This window comes from Gemmiger qucibialis (assembly GCF_027689445.1).
GTDB classification, from domain to species: domain Bacteria; phylum Bacillota; class Clostridia; order Oscillospirales; family Ruminococcaceae; genus Gemmiger; species Gemmiger qucibialis.
Window position 1 is genome coordinate 253,142 of the sequence record NZ_JAQFEN010000001.1, and the last position, 16,457, is coordinate 269,598.

General features: G+C 58.6%; 11 protein-coding genes. All 11 read right to left on the reverse strand.

Annotation, left to right across the window (positions count from 1 at the left end; translation table 11 throughout):
- Positions 1–20: 20 nt before the first annotated feature.
- The 11 genes from PG062_RS01175 to spoIVB all read right to left on the reverse strand — a co-directional run bounded on the left by PG062_RS01175 (position 21) and on the right by spoIVB (position 16,416).
- Positions 21–1,703 (reverse strand): DUF6311 domain-containing protein, encoded by a 1,683-nt coding sequence (locus PG062_RS01175; RefSeq protein WP_270750678.1) that lies wholly within the window; start codon positions 1,701–1,703, stop codon positions 21–23.
- Between the two features lie 181 nt (positions 1,704–1,884).
- Positions 1,885–4,041, reverse strand: a complete 2,157-nt coding sequence (locus PG062_RS01180; protein WP_270751266.1) for a RelA/SpoT family protein — start codon at positions 4,039–4,041, stop codon at positions 1,885–1,887.
- Positions 4,042–4,200: 159 nt separating this feature from the next.
- Positions 4,201–6,234 carry a single-stranded-DNA-specific exonuclease RecJ gene (gene recJ / locus PG062_RS01185; protein WP_270750680.1) on the reverse strand — a complete coding sequence of 678 codons (2,034 nt, stop codon included), beginning with the start codon at positions 6,232–6,234 and terminating at the stop codon, positions 4,201–4,203.
- A gap of 328 nt (positions 6,235–6,562) precedes the next feature.
- Positions 6,563–7,693: a hypothetical protein gene (locus PG062_RS01190; RefSeq protein WP_270750681.1), complete on the reverse strand. Its 1,131-nt coding sequence runs from the start codon at positions 7,691–7,693 to the stop codon at positions 6,563–6,565.
- A gap of 79 nt (positions 7,694–7,772) precedes the next feature.
- Positions 7,773–9,368 (reverse strand): NAD(P)/FAD-dependent oxidoreductase, encoded by a 1,596-nt coding sequence (locus tag PG062_RS01195; RefSeq protein WP_114001085.1) that lies wholly within the window; start codon positions 9,366–9,368, stop codon positions 7,773–7,775.
- 66 nt (positions 9,369–9,434) lie between these two features.
- Positions 9,435–10,733: a CdaR family protein gene (locus PG062_RS01200; RefSeq protein WP_270750682.1), complete on the reverse strand. Its 1,299-nt coding sequence runs from the start codon at positions 10,731–10,733 to the stop codon at positions 9,435–9,437.
- Positions 10,708–11,613, reverse strand: a complete 906-nt coding sequence (gene cdaA, locus PG062_RS01205) for a diadenylate cyclase CdaA (RefSeq protein WP_270750684.1) — start codon at positions 11,611–11,613, stop codon at positions 10,708–10,710. Before cdaA ends, PG062_RS01200 begins: the two co-directional genes overlap by 26 nt.
- 620 nt (positions 11,614–12,233) lie before the next feature.
- Entirely contained in the window at positions 12,234–13,391 is a 1,158-nt protein-coding gene (ispF, locus tag PG062_RS01210; protein ID WP_270750685.1) for a 2-C-methyl-D-erythritol 2,4-cyclodiphosphate synthase, read from the reverse strand.
- Positions 13,392–14,104: 713 nt separating this feature from the next.
- The gene (gene spo0A, locus PG062_RS01215) at positions 14,105–14,866 is read right to left on the reverse strand and encodes a sporulation transcription factor Spo0A (protein ID WP_270750686.1); all 762 of its coding nucleotides are present in this window, start codon (positions 14,864–14,866) and stop codon (positions 14,105–14,107) included.
- Positions 14,845–15,027 (reverse strand): hypothetical protein, encoded by a 183-nt coding sequence (locus tag PG062_RS01220; protein WP_270750687.1) that lies wholly within the window; start codon positions 15,025–15,027, stop codon positions 14,845–14,847. The genes spo0A and PG062_RS01220 overlap by 22 nt, the downstream gene beginning before the upstream one ends.
- Before the next feature lie 156 nt (positions 15,028–15,183).
- Complete coding sequence (gene spoIVB / locus PG062_RS01225; protein WP_270750688.1) at positions 15,184–16,416, reverse strand: SpoIVB peptidase; 1,233 nt, start codon at positions 16,414–16,416, stop codon at positions 15,184–15,186.
- Positions 16,417–16,457: the final 41 nt, after the last annotated feature.

Genomic DNA, 16,457 nt, shown 5'->3' on the forward strand with positions numbered 1-16,457 from the left:
AGTCAGTATGGCACACCCGGTTAAACCGCAGGCACCATAAAATAGCAGGAATCCGCTACAAAGAAATTCAGCGAATCATCGCCCGCAAACACCGCCTGCCAGTTTTCCCATGTTGCGCCGTCGGTTGTCACATACACGGCGGTGGGGTCATACTGCCCGGCGGCAAGCCGGGCAGCGGTATCGGCGCGGCTGGCTTCCGCCGCTGGGTGGCTGCCGGACACAGCAATATCCAGATTGGTTGTCAGCCCCTGCTTGCCCGCCAGAATGGCCAGCAGGCGCAGGCGGTCCTCCCGCACTTCCCCGGCGGCAAGCAGCTGGGTGTGGCCCACGCCAAGGCTGGCGGTCTGGTCGTTGTTTACCACTGTGGCGTTGATGGGGTCGGCGAACTTCTGCCGCTTTTGCTGGGCGACGGCGCTCAAATCAAACGCCTGAACGCCGACAAACAGCGCCAGCACCAGCACTGCATACCGGCCGGACAGGCGGTCCCGCAGGGTATACACGGCATACACCACCATGCAGGCCGCTACCAGATAGAACATCCGCCCGCTGGAGCGGAAGATGCCGCACAGCTCCAACAGCTTTGCAGGCAGCGGCAGCTCAATGCCGGTGTTGCCCCAGTAAATTTTGTTGCTGACGGCAAACAGCGTTAAAAACACGCAGGCCGCAAACACCGGTCCGTTGCGGTGCCACCAGGTTTTGGTGTTCTGGGGGCAGCGCACCGCCCGGCGCAGGCTGAACAGCAGCGCCGCCGTAATCATCGCCAGCACACCAAGCCCCAGGTAATTGAAGCCATCATACTGGCCGGGCTGCTGCGGCATTACCTGGTACAGCCGGGACCAAGTGTAGCCCCCGCGGGAGGTTGGGTTGATGAGTGCATTCAGGTTCATGGAATAATCGCCATAGCCGGAGCGAGATGCCCCGGTGCCGGAGCCGATGGCCCCGCACAAAACGCCACCCACCACAGCCGCTGCCAAACTTGCCGCAAACTGCAGCGCCGCGCGGCCCCAGGCTTTTTTCTGGCGGCCCAGTTCCACGGCGGCCAGCAGGGCGCACATCATGACCAGCGGCAGAAAGTACGGGTGGATGCCCACCGCCAAAAAGGCCAGCACCGGCATGGCCCAGGGGAATTTGGCCGTGCCGCTGTGCAGGTTTTGACGGTATTCCAGAAAGGCATACAGCGCCAGCAAAAACAGCCACTGGCTGGCCAGCGCGGTATGGCGGAACGCGCGCTCCCACAAGGTAGGCAGCATAACAAACAGCAGACCGCCCAGTGTGGAAAACACCAGCGCTCCCGCGCCAGTTTTTGCCTGCCCGCGGGCGCACAGAAGCGCACCGGCTGCCCCCTGCATGGCAAAGCAGAACAGTGTGTACCACCCAAACCACTGGAAGGTGGAGGGCAGCACCCCGCGCAGCGCCTTGAAGAAGATGCTGCCCCAGGGGATGCTGTCGGTAAACGAAATGACGGTGCCATCCGGGGCGGCAATGGTATCCGCCAGGCCCAGCGGGAACGCCCAATGAGAGTTGCGGAACAACACCCAGCCCGCATAATGCTGCTGAATGTCCCACTCATCATAGCCGTTCAAGATCCAGGCATCATAGGTTGGGTGCAGGGTGGCTGTGCCATACAGCAGGAAAAATACCACCATGCCCGCCGCCGCGCCCAAAAGCGCCGCCAGCCACCGCCGTTTTGTGTTTTGATTCATGTGTTTTATGGGTTGTGCAGTGATAGGTCAATTTTGATTTAACCCCAGGCAGCGGGCGCGCAATATGCGTTCCTACGGGGTTTCTGCACACTTTCTATTTTATTTTTTATGTCTGATATATTAGAGTTTTTTCGGTTCCTTTTTTTGCAAAAAGGATCAAAAAGTCCCCCATATAAAAGTTTTAGTTGCGGGTAACTGTCAGAACGTCTTTGACTTTTTTCAGGCGTGCCACAACATTGTTCAGGTGCACGGTGTTCATAATGCCCACCGTCAGGGACATGCGTGCGCGGCCCTGGTCCGCCGCGCGGGCGGAAAGTGAATAGATCGGCACACGCATATCGCCCAGCGCCAGCGCAACGTCCGAAAGCAGGTTGGCGCGGTCCATGCAGTCCAGCTCCAGCGTTGCCTTGTAGTCCTCTTTGGCATCATCCGCCCAATAGGCTTTCACCCAGCGGGCGGCATTTTCCGGGTCCTTCATACTCTGCTGCACATTGGCGCAGTCCCGCTTGTGGATGGACACGCCAAACCCACGGGTGACAAAACCGATGATGTCATCCCCCGGCAGCGGCGAACAACACTTGGCAAACTTGATGGGGCAGTTGTCAATGCCTTCCACCACAACGCCGTCCGAAGAATGAACACGCTTGATATCCACCGTGGGCAGCGGCTTGGGTTCCGTTGCTTTCAGGCGGGTGTACTCTTCCTTCAGCTTGGGCAGGATGCGCGCCAGCTGCAAGCCGCCATAGCCGATGGCCGCATACATTTCATCCACCGAGTTACAGTGGTTGCGGCGCGCCAGGTTGGACATGAACTCGTCATACTGCTCCGGCGGGATCACCATCAGGTTGCGGCGCAGCTCTTTTTCAAAGGCATCCTTGCCCTCGGCAATGTTTTCGTCCCGGCGCTCTTTCTTGAACCAGTTGCGGATCTTGTTCTTTGCTTCGCTGGTTTTTACAATGTTCAGCCAGTCGCGGGAGGGGCCACGGTTTTCCGAGCCGGTGATGATTTCAATGATTTCACCGGTAACGACTTGATGGTCAATGGGCACAATGCGGTTGTTTACCTTGGCGCCGATCATCCGGTTTCCCACGGCGGAATGGATGGCGTAAGCAAAGTCGATGACGGTTGCGCCGGCCGGCAGGTTGATCACATCGCCGCGTGGGGTAAAGGCAAACACTTCTTCCGGCAGCAGGTCAGACTTGATATCGCTGAGCAGGTCGGTGGCATCAATGCTGGAACGCTGGCTTTCCAACAGCTGGCGCACCCAAGCCAGGCGTTCGTCCAGCCTATCACTGCTGGCGGCGGTAATGCCGGCCTTATACTTCCAGTGGGCAGCAATGCCGTATTCTGCGTTGCGGTCCATCTCGCGGGTACGGATCTGCACCTCAAAGGGGATGGCTTCGCGGCCAATCACGGTGGTGTGCAGGCTCTGGTAGCCGTTGGGTTTGGGGGTGGAGATATAATCCTTGAAGCGGTTGGGCAGCGGGTGGTACATATCATGGATCAGGCCCAGCGCGGTATAACATTCCGCCACCGTATCAATAATGATGCGGACAGCATAAATATCATAAATTTCCTCAAAGTCCTTGTTCTGCATATACATCTTGCGGTAAATGCCGTAGATGCTCTTGACACGGTGGCGGATGGTTGCTCCGTGGATGCCGTTCTGTTCCAGGTGTTCCTGGATGGTGGCGCAGATATCGTTGAGGAAGTCATCCCCATGCTTGTTCAGCAGGGAGCGGATCATGTTATAGCCCACAGGATCCAGGTATTGCAGGCTGCGGTCCTCCAGCTCCTCCTTGATGTTGGAAATGCCAAGGCGGTGGGCAATGGGGGCATAAACCTCCATGGTTTCCAGGGCTTTATCGCGGCGTTTCTGCTCCGGCCAGGCATCGCCGGTACGCATATTGTGCAGGCGGTCACACAGCTTTATGATCATCACGCGGACATCCTGGCTCATGGCAAGCAGCATTTTGCGCAGGTTTTCCGCTTTGCGGTCCTCGACATTCGAGAACTTGATCTGGGTCAGCTTGGTAACACCATCCACCAGCAGGGCAACCTCGCTGCCAAACTTCTGGCGGATCTCGTCAATGGTCACGGGGGTATCCTCGGCCACATCGTGCATCAGGGCTGCGGCAACGCTTTCGCTATCCATGCCAAGTTCCACCAGCAGCTGTGCCACGCTGATTGGGTGGCAGATATACGGTTCGCCGCTGCGGCGGAACTGGGTGGCATGCGCCGCGCTGGCCAGCTGATAAGCATGGTCAATCATGTCAAAATCATAGGCACGGCCGCTGGCGATCAGATCATGGCGCAGTGCTTCATAAGTAGTGGGCATGGGCACCGGCTGCTTTTGCGCCTGAGCTGCCTGTTCTGCAGCATTCTTTTTGACTTCTTCTGGCATTCTATCATCCCCATTTCAAGTATCGCACAATCATAAAAAAATCCCGTTTCTGCGGCAGTTCCCTCCTGCCGCGGGGGCATTTTTCATTTTGCCTTATCCTTCCCCTTCCGCCAGTCTGCGCAGGACCGGCGCGGAGGAGAGGTCTTTTTTGCCGGTCACTTCCACCGGCTGGTAGCGGCTGCCGCGGCGCTCGATCAAACCAAGCTGTTCCAGCGCCGTCAGGCTGGCCAGGGTCTTGCCGGTGTTTTCCGGCCCTGCGGTTGCAAACAGCGGCTGCAGATCATCCGCAAACACATTGCCGGTGCGCACCATGCGATACACGGCAGCGGTATCGGCACGGGTGGGCAGGCAGGCCAACCGCTCGTCATCTGGCAGGGCCGTTCCGCTCAGAAAAGCATCAAACCGTGCGGCCTGCTCCGCCGGGGCATTGCCCAAACCGGCCGGGCGCATGGCGCAGCAATGGCAGGACACCATCGGCCCGCCGCGCCCCTGGAAGATGCTGACTTCCACCGCGGCATCCACAGCTGTACCCATGCGGTAGGGCAGGTCGTCCGGGGCGGTGCCGAACAGTGAGACAAAGCAGGCTGCCCCGCCCTGGCGCAGGCGAATGCGGCAATGCCGCCCCTCACTGCCCAGGGGCCAGATGCCATCCACCGCGGCGTTTTGCAGCAGGAACACCGGAACCGGGTTGCCGCTGCCAAAGGGAGCCAGGCGGCTGAGTTCCTGTACGGTAGGCACTGTCAATTCCGCAATATCGGCCACTGCATCCAACTTGAGCGGCAGCGGCTTGGGCACCGGGTATTCTTTAGCGGCCCAATCGTTGATGGCTTTGCGGAACGCGCCGATCTTTTCTTCTTCAATGGTCAGGCCCGCCGCAGCGGAATGCCCGCCAAAGCGCAGCAGCAGCGGTGCGCAAGCGCACAAAGCGGCGTGCAGGTTAAAGCTGGTGGGGGCGCGCCCACTGCCGCGGCCCTCGCCGTTTTCAGTCGAAATAACAATGGAGGGGCGGCCGTATTTTTCCATCAGGCGGGTTGCCACAATGCCGATTACACCGGGGTGCCAGCCTTCGCCTGATACCACGATTACACGGTCCAGAACACGGGCAGGGTCTGCGCTCAGTTTTTCCAGTGCAGCGGCAGCGATCTGCTGTTCCGCCTGCTGACGGCTGGTGTTGATCTCCGAAAGGCGCGCCGCGATGCCTGCGGCCTGCTCCTCGTTTTCGCACAGCAGCAGCTTCAGGGCAACAGCGGCGGTGTCCATGCGGCCCGCGGCGTTCAGGCGGGGTGCCAGCCCATAGCTGACGGTTTCCGCCGTGACAGGGCGGTCTGCATAGCCTGCATTTTCCAGCAGGGCCTGCAAACCGGGGCGCAGGGTATCCTGCAAGGTGGCAAGGCCCTCTTTTACAATGGTGCGGTTCTCCCCCACCAGCGGCATTACGTCCGCAATGGTGCCAAGGGCGGCAAGTTCGCCAAAGGGTTCCAGCAGTTCAGCGGGGTCCTCACAGCCTTCCAGCGCAGCGCACAGCTTGAACGCCACACCGGCACCGCACAGATCCTTGAAGGGGCTTGTGTCGTCCTCCCGCTTGGGGTCCACAACGGCAACGGCTTTGGGCAGCTGCTGGGCGGGCAGGTGGTGGTCGGTAATCACCAGCTCAATGCCCAACTCTGCGGCCAGGTCAGCTTCCTCAATGGCGGAAATGCCGTTATCCACTGTCACAATCAGCTTATAGCCTTTATCTGCCAGCTTTTGCAGGGTTTCACGGTTCAGGCCGTAGCCGCCGCCCTCGCGGGTGGGCAGTTTGCAGCGCACCTGCGCGCCAAGGTTGGTCAGGCATTCATACAGGATGGCCGTAGCGGAAACGCCGTCCACATCATAATCGCCAAAGATCACAATGGTTTCACCGTTTTCAATAGCCTGCTGGATGCGGGCAACGGCTTCGTCCATATCTTTCAGCAGGAACGGGTCGCTCAGCGGCGGTTCCTCTTCCAGCAATGCGGCGGCAGCCTGCGGCTGGGCAATACCGCGGCAGGCCAGCACCCTGGCCAGCAGCGGGCCATAACCGGCGGCCAGGAGCGCACTTTCCCCTGCGGTATCGGCGTTTTTCAGCTGCCAGGCACGATAGTTCATAATTGTCTTGCTCCTGTTCCTTTATGGCAACACCGCACAATTCCCGCCTTGCGGCTTAAGCACCGCTCCGGCAGCTGCGGCACGGCATCTGCGTTGCCAAAATGCTCGATAATGTCGGGTTGCGGTACCCGCATCGTGCTTCGGGGGCAAAAGCCCCTCGCACTCTGCGACCGCTGCCCCTGCTTCGGTTCGCTGTATCCGCCACTGGCGGCGCTCACCTTTGCAGCATCCAGTATTATCTGCGCTTTTGGCTTGGCATCTGCCGCACCTCGCTCGCCGTATCGGCACTTAGAATTATGCGGTATTGCCTTATCTACTTTCACCGGTTTTATTTTGCACCAAAATCTGCTGCAAAGTCATGGGTCAGGCCGTCCTGGTTCAGCATGGCTTCCAGCGTATCGATTTCGGTGGAAACATCCATGCTAACATCCTGCAAAAGGGTATCGTACAGCTTTTCATATGCCGTATTCAGGGTGTGCAGGATACCCACGATATCGCGCCGGATTTCCTGCGCGTTCTGGGTAGCGCTTTCGCCCAACCCCAGCGCGGTGTTCAGCAGCTTGCGGGTAGTGGGCATATAATATTCGCGGTAGCGGCGCACCCGCGGCAGCTGTTCCGGGTGGTTATGCACAAACCCCATGATCGCCGCGCAGGTTTTGCGCATCTGCACCAGCTCTTCATCTGCCTGGTCCCCCAGGCGGCCCTGGCAGGTTTTGAGGTAGTTCAAAAAGTCTGCCCCATCGCGGCGGAACAGCTCTTCATCGGTCAGCGCGGGCTGAGCTGCTTTGGGCTGCACCGGTGCCGCGGCGGGCGCAGGGTGGTACATCGTTTCGTCCAGGTACAGCGTTGTTTCTGCCTCATTCATGCAGGCGTTGGGGTAATGGCCTTTGGCCAAAGCATTCCGCAGGTCTTTGCGCACCTTATCGGCGCGCACCACGCTGCTGCGGGTCAGCTCCGGCAGCTCCACCGTAAAGCCGTGCATGCTGCGCAGGTAGCGGCGCAGACGGCCAAAATAGTTTGCTGCGTGGCAGCCTGCGTACCCCATGACAAAAAATCCCAGCGTGCAGGCGGTAAACGTCGGAGCCAGAATATTGAACACCGGCATTGCGCTCCACAAGCTTGCATCATTGGGTGCCACACCGGCAAGGATGGCCATAACCAGCGCAGCAATGGCAAAGCAGCCGCCGAACACCCAGCCCAGCACGCCCATGGTCATCCAGCCGCCGTAATGCCCGGCCAGGCTGTTATCCAGCTTACGGCGGTAGGCAATAAAGCTGTTCTGTTCCGGCCTTTGCGCGGCCCGGTTCAGGGAATCCCCCACACTGTCCAGTGCGCCGGCAATACCGGAAAGCACCGTGGAACTGATGCCCAGCCCAAAGTTGACGGCACCATCCACCAGGTCATTCAGATCCTGCTGGCGGCGGTCACTTTTTTTATCATACGGGTGATTGTTGGGCATAGCGGTTCCTCTTTCTCTTCTCACTCTTTACGTTTCTTCACACGTTTCGTTATTTCAACATCTTGCCAGGCTTTGCAGTTCAGGCTTTATCCGGGGCGTACTGCTGCATCAGGGCAGCGGCGCAGCGCACACCGTCTACGGCGGCGGTCATAATGCCGCCTGCGTAACCGGCACCCTCGCCGCAGGGGTAAAGTCCCGTCAGGCCGGTGCACTGGAAGTTATCCCCGCGCAGCAGGCGCACCGGGCTGGAAGTCCGGGTTTCCAGCCCCGTCAGCACGGCATCCGGTGCCTGGTAAGCCCGCAGCTTGCGGCCAAAGGCGGTAATGCCATCCCGCAGGTCGGCGGCCAGTTCCCCCGGCAGCAGGCTGCCAAGGTCGCAGGGGGTCACGCCGCGGGGGTAGGTAGGCTGCACCGCCCCCAGCTCCAGTTTGCCGCGGCCTGCCAGAAAGCTGCCGACCGTTTCTGCCGGGGCAAGGTATCCCCCGCCGCCCGCACGGTAAGCGGCCTGTTCCAACTGGCGCTGAAATGCGACCGCCTTGACCGGGTCGTTATCAAAATCGCGGCCATCCACGCTGACCACCACGGCGGCATTGGCGTTGCGGCCATCGCGGGCATGGTAGCTCATTCCGTTGGTCACCACGCCGCCATCCTCGCTGGCGGCGGCGCACACCTGACCGCCGGGGCACATGCAGAAGGTGTACACGCACCGCTGGCCCACATGCTGGCTAAGCTGATATTCGCCCCGCGGCAGGGCCGGGTTCCCGGCAGCACCGTGGTAAAGGCTCTTTTCAATTTCTGTTTGCAGATGTTCCGCGCGGAATCCCACCGAAAACGGTTTGCATTCCAGCGGCAGGCCCATGGTATGCAGCACGGCAAAGGTATCCCGCGCGCTGTGGCCCACCGCCAGGATCAGCTGGTCGCAGAGGATGCTGCCCGCCGTGGTAGTAATGCCGCACAGCGCGCCGCCGCTGGTCTGCAGGCCGGTCAGCGCCGTGTTAAAGTGTACTTCCCCGCCAAGGTTTTCGATCTCAGTGCGGATGCTGGTAATAACGCCGCGCAGCAGGTCAGTGCCCACATGGGGCTTTTGCCGCCAGGCGATATCCGCCGGGGCGCCGTGCTTCAAAAAGGCGTCCGTCACAAAGCCGCACAAAGGATCCCCCACGCGGGTGGTCAGCTTGCCGTCCGAGAATGTTCCTGCGCCGCCCTCGCCAAACTGGATATTGGCGTTGGGATCCAGCGCGCCGGTCTGCTCAAACTTTTGCACAGCGGCCACACGGTCCGCCAGGGCCGGACCGCGCTCCAGCACAATGGGGTGGTAACCATTGCGGGCCAGCAGCAGGGCCGCAAACAGCCCCGCCGGGCCAAGGCCGACCACCACAGGGCGGTGTTTCAATGGTGTTTGACCAACCGGGAAGGTAAAATCCGGTTTGCGGGTGAAACAGACACAGGGCGAGGCCCCGGCCAAAGCCGATTCCTCACCCTCGTCATGGAGCGTGATGGCGATGGTATACACCAGCACAGGCGTGCCGTGCCGGGCATCCACCGAAAGTTTTGCCACGCCAGCCTGCGCCGGGGCGTTGCCCCGCAGGCGCAGCGTGCGGTAAGCCTGCCGGACAGCTTCCTGCTCCGGGTCCGGGCAGGAAAGCGGCAGGCGGATATTGCGTACAAGAATCATGGGCTGATGTTTTCCTTTGGTTGGCGGGCATCGGATAGGCCGGAACCCCGGCTAATGGATGCCCGGTTATTGTGAGCTTGCCTGGCACTGCACCGTATAGTTGCCGACTGCAAAAATGTGGCTGGATGACGGCACCTGAATGCTGGCCGCCACGGTTTGCTGGCCAACGGATACCGCCAGATTCTGGCAGTCCACCTGGGCCAGAATGCTGTCTGCCGAAAGTTCTTCCATCTCGCTCTTGGGGCCGTACAGCGTAACCTGATGGATCTGCGCCGTCAGCACTTCCAGGTCAATCGTACTGGGCACATTGACGGTGCGGATGTTGGTTACGGTAAAGGTACGGGAGATCATATCGGTGGTATCAAACCGGATCGTTACAGCGGATACGCCATCCAGCGAAACCACACCGGCAGGCAGTTCAATGTTTTTCTGGTAGTCGCGGTCAAACGCAAACTCACGGCCAAGATCAAAAGCCGCAACGCTCAGTTCGGTCAGGGCGCCGACCGTCTTGGCCGGGCCCGCCACATTCAGGGTAGGAATGCTGAGCGAATACTTCAGATAGGAAGTATCAAACCCGGACGGCGCGTTGATAAACACGATGGAAAGCGGCAGTTCCCGCACCTGATAGACTGTCAGGTTGATATCCGCCGTGTTGCTGTCCAGCGTGGTGTATTCCGGCGTTACAATATCGCCGTTTTCATCCCGCAGTTCCAGCGATGCTGTTGCCGACACGGAATCCGAAAGCGAGCCTTCGTGCGAAACAGGGGCCACCACCTCGCTGATTTTATCCAGCTCACTGGTCGGGCCGGTCAGAGTCACTTCGGTGGGGGTGGTGGTAATGCGGTTCAGGGTAAAGCCGTCGGCAATGGTAATGCCGCTGGTATCGGTGGTAACGGGCAGTGTTTTTTCGCCGACGGTATCAAACACAACATCCACCGTCTGCGGGCTGAGCACCGTCAGCTTGATGCCCACGTTGGTATAATCGGTGTTGGTGATGCGGGCCTCCAGCCGCAGAGTGGTTTTGCCCGCCCCCTGCACGCCGTTATAGACCGGGTAAACCATAATATCGGAGCTGGACAGCTTGCCGATCAAAGTACCGTTGCCGTCCGCCTGCACCTGCACGTTATCCACTGCCTGCTGGTCCACAATATCCAGCCCTTTGGAGGTATAAATGGTAGATTGGTAGCCATAATTCACGCTGACATCTTTGATGACAAAGGAACCCTGCGGATCCAGAAAGGTAGAAACTACCATCCAGACCAGCACTGCGGCCAGCACGGAAACAATTCCCAGGAAAAAGCGGTTATCCCAAATGGAACCATTCGCTTTGCGCACCGGTTCAGCGGGCTGCGTTTGTTTTTGCATGCTTGCCAGCACCTCCTTTGTTCAGCAGCCGGTTCAACAGCGGCTGCTTTTGCGCTTCGGCTGTTTCCGGCGGAATAATTTCCTCCTGCAGCAGGTTGAACAGGTTCTGGCGGTCCAGGCGGCGGATCAGAACACCATTTTTGGCCAGGGAGATAATACCGGTTTCCTCACTGACCACCACCACGATGGCATCAGAATTTTCGCTCATGCCAAGACCCGCGCGGTGGCGGGTACCCATATCTTTGCCCATTTCCAGGTTGTTGGAAAGCGGCAGCACACACCCAGCGGCCACAATGCGGCCATCCCGGATCACAACAGCGCCGTCATGTAAAGGGGTACCCTCATAAAAGATGGTACCCAGCATTTCGGGGATCACATCCGCCGAAAGCGGTGTGCCGGTGCGGATGATCTCATCCAGGTTGTTCATGCGTTCCAGCACCATCAATGCGCCGGTGCGCGTATCGGAAAGCTGCTCGGCTGCATCGCAGATGGCCACCACGGCGCTCTGCCATGCGCCGCGCAGGGTGGGGTCCTGCCGGTGGGTGGTAAACAGCAGTTTGGTCCAGTTGGTGCTTTGGCCCATGTGTTCCAGCGTGCGGCGCAGTTCCGGCTGGAACAGTACAATAGCTGCAATAAAGCCGATTTGCATCACATTGGTCAGCACCCAGCGCACCGTGCGCAGCTGCATCACATCCGCCAGCGCATAAAACACCAGCAGCAGCAGCAAACCGCGCACCAGCTGCCCGGCACGGGATTTGCGCGCAAACAAAAAGATCTGATACATGGCCAAACTGACCACCGCAATATCGATCACATCACGCAGGCCAAACGTGCGCAGGTTGCTCAAAATGTCCTGGATCACATCAAAAAAGCCAAACATCGCGCAGGCAGCCCCCTTTCCTATCCATTGTTCTGCCGCAGTATCCGGCTGCGGCCCCGGCTGTTACCTTTTAGGGTGTATCTGAAAAGTCAAAAATTCAGTCTATTTCTACAAACGCAGCCAGATTTTGCGTTAAAAAGCCTTAAATCCTGCTTGTGTTTGCGAAATATCCGTCATTTTCTTTGGGCAATACCGCACAATTCCCGCCTAACGGCATAAGCACCGCTCCAGCGGCTGCGGCACTTAGAATTATGCGGTATTGCCTTTGTTTTCAGATACACTTTAGTATAACACAGTTTGCCCGCCATGCAAATGCGGCAGGGCAAAAAACTGTGCCCATTGTAGAGAAGTACCCGATATGAACGCATTGGCCATGCTGCGGCGAAGTGCAAATGATATAAGCCCCCGCCAGCAAAAAAAGTTATTGCCTTAAGGCAATACCGCATAATTCTAAGTGCCGATACGGCGAGCGAGGTGCGGCAGATGCTAGGCCAAAAGCGCAGATAATACTGGATGTCTTATCGAGCATTTTGGCAACGCAGATGCCGTGCCGCAGCCGTCGGAGCGGTGCTTAAGCCGTAAGGCGGGAATTGTGCGGTGTTGCCTTAATAAAACTCTGATTACTTTTTCTCAATCAGTGCCACGGCGTGGGCGGCAATGCCAAGCCCCTCGCCGGTAAAGCCAAGGTGTTCTTCCGTGGTAGCTTTCACGCTCACATCGTCCAGAGCAAGGCCCAAAGCATTGGCAATGTTCTGCCGCATGGCCGGGATATGCGGTGCCAGCTTGGGTGCCTGACACAAAACAGTGGCGTCAATGTTGCCAACAGTATAACCGGTTTCATCCAGCAGACGGCCAACCTCCCGCAGCAGCATCAGGGAATCTGCTCCCTCGTACCGCGGGTCGGTATCCGGAAAATGCTTGCCGATATCCCCCAGCGCCGCCGCGCCAAGCAGTGCATCCGAAACTGCGTGCAGCAGCACATCTGCATCGGAATGGCCCAGCAGGCCTTTTTCATATGGGATCGTCACGCCGCCCATAATCAGCTTGCGGCCCTCCACCAAGCGGTGAACATCATAACCATGACCAATGCGCATTGTATTTTCTCCCTTATTCTGTGCCGCGGCGGGCAGGTCCTCTTTCGTGGTAATTTTCAGGTTGGCGTAATCGCCCTGCGTCAGGTGCACCGGCAGGCCCGCCAGTTCAAACAGGCTGCAGTCATCGGTCACCAGGTGGACTTTTTCCCCCTGCACAGCTTCCAAAGCCTTCCAGTACAGGTTCCGGCAGAAGCACTGGGGCGTTTGCACCGCAAACAGAGCGGCGCGGTCCGGTGTCTGCACCACAGCGCCGTCATTGGCGATCTTGATGGTATCCTTGACCGCAACCGCCGGGGCAGCGGCCCCCATGGCCTCGGCTTCCGCTAAAGCATCGGTAATAACCTGTTCGCTCACAAAGGGGCGGGCGGCATCATGGATCGCCACCAGCTGCCCTTTTGCCGCGCGCAGACCGCTGCACACACTGTCGGCGCGGGTCGCGCCGCCGCTGACCACGGTGCACGGCTTGGGGCAGGCCGCTGCAATCGCCTGGCAGGCAGGCAGGTTACCGCCTGCCACAAGGATCAGCTCGTCCACCTGCGGGTGGGCGGCAAAAGCCGCCACACTAGTTTCCAGCACGGTTTTGCCGCCGGGCAGGCGGTAACTGAGTTTATCGAATCCCATTCGGCGGGAAGCCCCCGCCGCCACAATGATAGCGCTGACTTTTACCTGGGCATTTTCTTCCACAAAATGACTCCCCTTGCAGATGTATTTCCACGTTTTGCCCACAAAGCATGGTACTGTTTATCGGCACCATGCTCTGCAGCAATTCTTCTGAGGCAACACCGCACAATTCCCGCCTAGCGGCTTAAGCACCGCTTCGGCGGCTGCCGCACCTCGCTCGCCGTATCGGCACTTAGAATTATGCGGTATTGCCCTGAATTTATTATACAGGCCATAGCCATAAAAATCCAGTCAATCCCAGTATTTTGGTGCAGGATTTTTGCAGAGCACGCATGGCAGCAATCACTTAAAACGGGCAATTTTTTTGCTCGTTTTTATTTTCCGCTGTTTTCTGCTTACAGAGGAACTTTTTTGGACGAAAAAACTTCCTGCACAGATTGGGGGACCAACCAATGCAGGAAGTTTATCGTTTTGGACATAGGGCAACACCGCACAATTCCCGCCTAGCGGCTTAAGCACCGCTTCGGCGGCTGCGGCACGGCATCTGCGTTGCCAAAATACTCGATAATACACAAAGTATTATCTGCGCTTTTGGCTTAGCAGCTGCCGCACCTCGCTCGCCGTATCGGCACTTAGAATTATGCGGTATTGCCCTAGATTATTTATTGGGTCAAAAGTGTGTTTTTATAATTTCACCGCAATAAAGGGCGGGATTTATAGGCGTAAGCGCAGTGCTCAAATCAGCCAGTTTTTCAACCACAGAATGTCGTTTTGCCTCACGCCCTGCGCTGCTTTTTATCCAGGCGGATCTTATCGCTGATCATTGCGATGAACTCGCTGTTCGTGGGTTTTCCTCTCAGGTTGTGGATGGTATAGCCAAAGTAGCTGTTCAGGGTATCCACATCGCCGCGGTCCCAGGCGACTTCAATAGCGTGGCGGATGGCGCGCTCCACGCGGGAAGCCGTGGTGGCGTTGCGCTTGGCGATTTCCGGGTAAAGGCGCTTGGTTACAGCGTTGATATAGTCATGGTCGCTCACGGCCAGCAGAATGGCGTCGCGCAGGAACTGATAGCCCTTGATGTGCGCCGGTACGCCGACCTGATGCAGAATTTCTGTCACCGTCAGCTCATCACAATCCTGCGATACCGGCTGCGGGCGGCTGGTGGAACCGGCGGCTTTCAGTACGCGGCTGACCAGAACGTTTTCATCAAACGGCTTAACGAAAAAGAACGAGAAACCGTTATCCAGCAAATCCTGCTCCACTTCCTCACTCTGGAATGCACCGGTCACAAAGAACGTTGTGTGGCCGCCGCGGGTATCCTGGGTTTCATAGCGCTGTTTGACCGTGATGGCGTCCAGATCCGGCATAAACGCATCCAGCAGAACGGCCTGCGGGTGCTCTTCCAGCAGGGATTTGAGCGCCTGCGAACCGTTTTTCTCGCATACAGTCACATCAATTCCCTTGGCTTCCAGTGCCTGGCGGCAAAGCTGCGTGGTCTGCGTGCCGGTATCGGTCATCAAAAACTTGATCTTATCCATCCAAAAATTCCTCCCCTTGCATGTTCAGCCCAGCGGACGGCGGCTTTTGCGGCGCCCGGAGCTGTTATTCGGATCTGCGGCTGCCTGCCGCTCTCTACATTGAGAATTTTACCATATTTTACCATGTCATGCAAGCAGAATCGTACTTTCTTTTCTTTCAAAAATCCCCGCCTATTCGTAATTATCGACAGCTTCCGGATTGTTTCGTGTCCTCTCCCCTGCCCTTGCTGCGATGTTGTTCGGTTTTCTTTTTGCTTTTCTTTTCCGGTTTTACCATTTTCGTAAAAAACGTGCGATGCGCACTTTTTCCCAGGAAATTACCTTCCCTGCACGGCATCGGCACGTTTCAGCATGGTTGCAGCAAAGATGCCATAGCCGCGGGTTGGATCGTTGACCAGCACATGGGTCACCGCGCCGACCAGGCAGCCGTCCTGTACAATGGGGCTACCACTCATGCCCTGCACAATGCCGCCCGTTGCCCGCAAAAGTTCCGGGTCAGTAATGCGCAGCAGCAGGTTGCGGTTGGGGTCCGAAGCTGTCATGTTGACCCGCTCAATACGGACGGCAAAGCGCTGTGCCGTCTGGCCGGATATCGTGCTCACGATCTCTGCTTCGCCGGGGTACACTTCCTGAAGATTGGCAACGGGGATGTTCTCCCCTGCCTGCGCGGAATTTGTCAAAACGCCGTACACACCGGTCGAAGTATTGGCTTTGATGTCGCCAAAGGGCTGCTGACCGCCAAATTCGCCCCGCAGCTCCCCCGGGCTGCCCGCACTGCCGCGGCGGCAGCCGGTAATGGTGACGGAAACGGCTTCCCCGGTCAGCAACGTTAAATCCGTGCCGGTATCACTGTCCGAAACCGCGTGCCCCAGCCCGGCAAACGTCCCGTGTTCGGTATCCGCAAAGGTCAAAGTGCCAATGCCCGCCGAAGAATCCCGCACCCAGATGCCCGCCCGCGGGGCATCGGTGCCGCGCTCTCTGACCGGGGTAAGGGTGCAGGTCATCTGGTTTTGCCCGCGCAGGTAGCGTAGTTCCACGCTGCCGCCCGCCGCGGCGGCAATGGCGTCGGTCAGTTCCTCATTGGTGCGCACCGGGATGCCGTTTGCCTGGGTGATCAGGTCGCCCAGGCGCAGGCCCGCTTCTTTGGCCGGGTTCTCGCTGCCATGAACGGTATAGATATCGCTGAACGCAACGACCAGCGCCCCATCCGTGAACATCTTAACCCCAAAGGGGGTGCCACCCAGCTGGACGGTTCGCCGCTGCTGCTGCACCGTGCGCACGGTTTTGACCGGCAGGCCCAGCAGGGTCAGGGTTACATTCGCGCTTTTATCCGCAGCCGTTACACCCGCAGGGGCAGCGCTGCCCGCAGGAACGGCGGGGGCGGCTTGCAGGAACGGCATGCTTTCTACTGCCAGCGGCTGCCCCTGCTCCAGCACAAAGGTATCCGGCAGTTCTGCCCGCAGGGCAACCAGCAGCCCCGCCGCCAGAACGCTGCCAGCCGCCAGCAGGGCCGCCACACGGCGCAGATATCGTAAGCCATTGGTTGGCATGGTTTCATCCCCTTCCCTACACAGTATGTGCAAAAAAGCGG